The organism is Streptacidiphilus neutrinimicus (genome assembly GCF_000787815.1).
Lineage (GTDB): Bacteria > Actinomycetota > Actinomycetes > Streptomycetales > Streptomycetaceae > Streptacidiphilus > Streptacidiphilus neutrinimicus.
The window spans coordinates 1666-6058 of the sequence record NZ_BBPO01000157.1 but is presented as its reverse complement, the minus strand read 5'-3'; the positions used below and the strand labels follow the sequence as shown (position 1 = coordinate 6058).

Sequence of the window (4393 nt, the reverse complement as noted above, 5' to 3'; positions counted from 1 at the left end):
CCCTGGGCCGGGGCCGGACCGGGCTCGTAGGCCGGTGCGGCGGAGCCGTAGTGCTGCATGCCCGGGGTGGAGCCGGGGGTGAAGTAGGTGTCCTCGGCGTAGTCCGTGCCGTAGCCGCCCTGTTCGGCGACGCCGGCCTCGAAGTGCTGCGAGGTGTAGCGACCCGTCTCGAAGCCGGTCTCCTGCGGGTGGCCCGTCGCGGGCTCCGCGCCGTAGCCGTTGCCGCCGTACTCACCCGCGTAGTCGCCGGCCGGCTCGGCGCCGAACTTCGGACCGAACTCCGAGCGGTACTCGGCGTCGAAGTTCTGCTCGAAGTTCTGGCCGGGGCCGCGGTTGCCGTACTCCTGACCGCCGTACTCCTGGGCCGGGTACGCCTGGCCGGAGCCGTAGTCGCCGTACTGCGCGGGTGCCTGGCCGTCGCCGAAGAAGGCGGCGGGGGCGGCCGGGTCGAGCGACTCGCCGGTCTCCAGCGCCGCCTGGTTGCGGCGCTGGCCGAGGCGCAGCGAGCGCTGCACCGAGTCGAGGGCGGAGGCCTGGTCGCCCGACTCCAGCGCGCCCCGGTCGTAGCGGCTGTCGTCGAAGCCCAGCTCGCTCGCGGTGCGCATGCCCGGCATCTCGGCGCCCTGGGCGGACTCCGGGTAGATGCGGGAGACGGTGAACTGCTCCTCGGGCTGCGGGACACCGCCGACCTGGGTCAGCCGCTCGGGCAGCATGACCAGCGAGGTGGTGCCGGCGGACTCGCCGGAGGGACGCAGCTGGACGCGGATGCCGTGGCGCTCGGCCAGGCGGCCGACCACGAAGAGGCCCATCTGGCGGGAGACGGAGGCGTCCACGGTCGGCGGCTCGGCCAGCTTCGCGTTGATCTCGGCGAAGTCCTCGGCGGTGAGGCCGATGCCCTTGTCGTGGATCTCGACCAGCACGCGCTGGTCGGGCAGGCGGGTCGCGGTGACCCGGACCTTGGTCTGCGGGCTGGAGAAGGTGGTGGCGTTCTCCAGCAACTCGGCGAGCAGGTGCACGAGGTCGGTGACGGCGGGACCGACGACGTCGGTCTCGGGTATGCCGGCCAGTTCGATGCGCTCGTACTGCTCCACCTCGGAGGCGGCCGCGCGGAGCACGTCCACCAGCGGGATGGGCTCACCCCAGGAGCGGCCGGGATCCTCGCCCGCCAGAACCAGCAGGTTCTCGCCGTTGCGGCGCATGCGGGTGGCGAGGTGGTCCAGCTTGAAGAGGTTCTCCAGCTGGTCCGGGTCGGCCTCGTTGTTCTCCAGGTCCGTGATCAGCGCCAGCTGGCGTTCGATCAGGCCGTGCGAGCGGCGGGAGAGGTTGGTGAAGATCGCGTTGACGTTGCCACGGAGCATGGCCTGCTCGGAGGCGAGTCGGATGGCCTCGCGGTGGACCTCGTCGAAGGCGCGGGCGACCTCGGCGATCTCGTCCTTGCCGTTCACCTGGATCGGGGCGACCGTCAGGTCCACCTTGCCCGGGTCGGTCTTGGACAGCTGACGCACCAGGTCGGGCAGGCGCTGCTGGGCGACCTGCTGGGCGCCGTCACGCAGGCGGCGCATGTTGCGGATCATCGAACGGGCGACCAGCGTGGTCATCAGGCTGGCCAGCAGCACCGCGCCGAGCACGATGGCGCCGTTCATGATGGCGTCGTTGCGGGCCTTGTCGGCCTCCGCCGAGGCCTGCGAGACGGACGTGGAGGTCAGCTGCTTCTCGACGCCCCGGGTGGCGTTGAACTCGAGGGTCATCACGGCCGTCCAGTTGGCGACCGTGACCCCCTTCGCGGCCAGCTGGCGGTTGCTCAGGGAGCCGCTGGCGATGTAGTTCACCATCGACTGGATGTCCGGCGGCGGCACGTAGGTCTTGCCGGCCGCTGCGGCCTGCTGCGCGGCCTGGGTGGCCATGGCTGTGCCCTGCCGGGTGGCCTGGGCCTCGGCGTCGGCGAGCGCCTTCTTGAACTGCGGGTCGGCCGCGTTGTCGAACTCGCCCTTGGCGACCTGCTGGAGGAAGAGGAAGCTCCACAGGTGGATCATCTGGCTCTGGCGGCCGGCGACCTCGTCGCCGGTGGACGGCGCCTTCTCCAGCAGCATGTGCAGACCGATGGCGCGGTCGACCGAGGTCGCGTCCTTGGTCAGCGTGATGGCGTAGATGGAGCGGGCATCGGAGTTGATGCTGCTGCCGTTGCCGACGACGAGCTCGTTGTCGAGAGCCTGAAGGGCCGACAGAAGGTGGGAGTAACCCTCTTCGGTCGAGGTGTCGTATTTCTGGAAGGTGTCCGCGCGGAGCGCGGCCAGGCCCTTCAGATCCTCGTTCGCGGTCTTGACGCGTTCCTGGAGGTGACCCACGTTCGGAGCGCTCGCGGCCAGGGACTGGAAGTTCGCGATCGCGGCGTCACTCTTGGCGCGGGCGTCGGTGACGACCTGGTTCTTGGTGTCGCCCTTGATCAGGTAGGGGAGGGAGTCGTCGCGTTCCTCGTCGAGGTCCTGCGCGACTTCGGTCGCCGCTTCGACGATCTTGGCGGTCTTCACCGCGTCCTGCGCGGCCTTCCAGGTGTTGTACGAGCTCTGCACCCGGAGCCCGGCGAAGGCCAGGGCTGTGAGGACCGGAACCAGGAGGATCGCGATCAGCTTGAAGGGCAGGCGCCGATTGCTCAGCGAGAGCCGACCAGCAGGCCGGACCTGGGGTGCGCTACCGGCACCTGGAGCTGCCTCGTTGTGGCTCACTCGACTCAACCTCTCGGCCGGGGCGGCCTTGTCGTGCATACCGGGGGTCATCCCACGGTGGCTGGCATTTCAGCACGGGCGAATGGCCTGGGCCAAACACCCTCCGCTTCGCTTGGATCCCGGTGTAAATGGGACATAAACACCCACGGGTGGCGAATGCTCGCGCCGCCGTGGGCGGAGCGTATGCGTTCGCTTACCGCTGGTGAGAGCCGGGTGGGAAATGCGTGCCGAACCGTTATAGAAAGTTCAGCGCGCGGTCGTCCCCGGCCCAGGGACGGCGACGGCGTCGTCGCCGCGTCTCAGCGCAGTCTCGCGAGCAGTGCGTGCTCGACGAGCGTGATCAGCGCGGACTTGGCGCTGTCGCGACGTCGGGCGTCCGTGGCGATGATGGGCGTGTCCGGCCCCAACTGCAGTGCGTCGCGCACCTCTTCGGGGCTGTGTGTGGCGAAGCCGTCGAAGTTGTTGAGCGCCACCACGAACGGCAGGCCGCTGTTCTCGAAGTAGTCGATCGCCGGGAAGCAGTCGGCGAGGCGGCGGGTGTCGACGAGGACGACGGCGCCGATGGCGCCGCGGACCAGGTCGTCCCACATGAACCAGAAGCGGTCCTGTCCGGGGGTCCCGAACAGGTAGAGGATCAGGTCCGCGTCGAGCGTGATGCGGCCGAAGTCCATGGCGACCGTCGTCGTGGTCTTGCCCCCGACGTGGGTCAGGTCGTCGATCCCGGCCGAGGCCGAGGTCATGACGGCCTCCGTGCGGAGCGGGTTGATCTCGGAGACCGCGCCGACGAGGGTCGTCTTGCCCACGCCGAACCCGCCCGCCACCACGATCTTCGCGGAGGTGGTGGCCCGGGTGGCGGTGGCCGGGCTAGAGCTTGCGAAGTCCACTGAGCACCCTTTCGAGCAGCGTGACGTCGGGGGCGCCGCCGTTGTCGGAGGCGGCGGCCGGCTGGTGGATGGCGACCAGGCCCGCCTCGGCCAGGTCGGCCACGAGGATGCGGGCGACGCCGAGCGGCATGGGGACGAGGGCGGAGACCTCCGCCACCGACTTGACCTCGCGGCACAGGTCGACGATCCGCGCGTGCTCCGGCAGCAGCGTGCCCGAGCGGTACGCCTGGGGCGTGCTGGTGACCAGCGCCTCGATGGCGAGCTGGTAGCGCGGACGGGTGCGGCCGCCGGTCATCGCATACGGGCGTACCAGTGGCTGGCGTGCGCCGCCCTGGCCTCCGTGCGGTGTCGTCATCAGTCCTCCTAGTGCTGCAGCGGCCGTCGTGCCTTTCCGCGGCGAGGGTGGGTGGTGCCTTGTTGCGGGTCGGGCGTGCTGCTGGTGCGGTGCTGCTCGTGCGGGGTGCTGCTGTGGGCCGTCGGTCTTGTCGTGGAGTGCCGCGGCGGACGCCGCGACACGAGTGGCACCGGAGTGTACGGGGCCCACGGCCCGTGAGTCCCGACCGGGTCGGGATTCACGGGCCGAGGTGGTCTATCTCTCATCCGTTCCACACCGGACCGACACCGCGTCAGTGCAGAAGACTGCCCTGGAGTTCGGCGCGGAGGGCCGGGGTGAGCACGGTGCCGGCGCGGTCGACCAGGAGGGCCATCTCGTAGCCGACGAGGCCGATGTCGCTGTCGGGGGAGGCGAGGACGGCAAGGGAGGAGCCGTCGGAGACCGCCATGAGG

Annotated in this window: 3 protein-coding genes; all 3 read right to left on the bottom strand. The window is 70.2% G+C overall.

The genetic code is table 11. From position 1 onward, the window contains the following. On the bottom strand, nt 1-2723 hold a 2723-nt coding region (locus tag TR48_RS37990; RefSeq protein ID WP_052443386.1), incomplete at its 3' end, for a sensor histidine kinase. A 299-nt stretch (nt 2724-3022) separates the two neighbouring features. Further along, nucleotides 3023-3607, bottom strand: coding sequence for a GTP-binding protein (locus TR48_RS37985; protein ID WP_042375447.1), 585 nt, complete (start codon nt 3605-3607; stop codon nt 3023-3025). Continuing rightward, complete coding sequence (locus tag TR48_RS37980) at nt 3588-3962, bottom strand: DUF742 domain-containing protein (RefSeq protein WP_042375445.1); 375 nt, start codon at nt 3960-3962, stop codon at nt 3588-3590. Before TR48_RS37980 ends, TR48_RS37985 begins: the two co-directional genes overlap by 20 nt. Nucleotides 3963-4393: the final 431 nt, after the last annotated feature.

Excerpts from the sequence above, each read along its gene's own strand:
- TR48_RS37980 (WP_042375445.1), bottom strand. The coding sequence starts at position 3,962 with ATGACGACACCGCACGGAGGCCAGGGCGGCGCACGCCAGCCACTGGTA.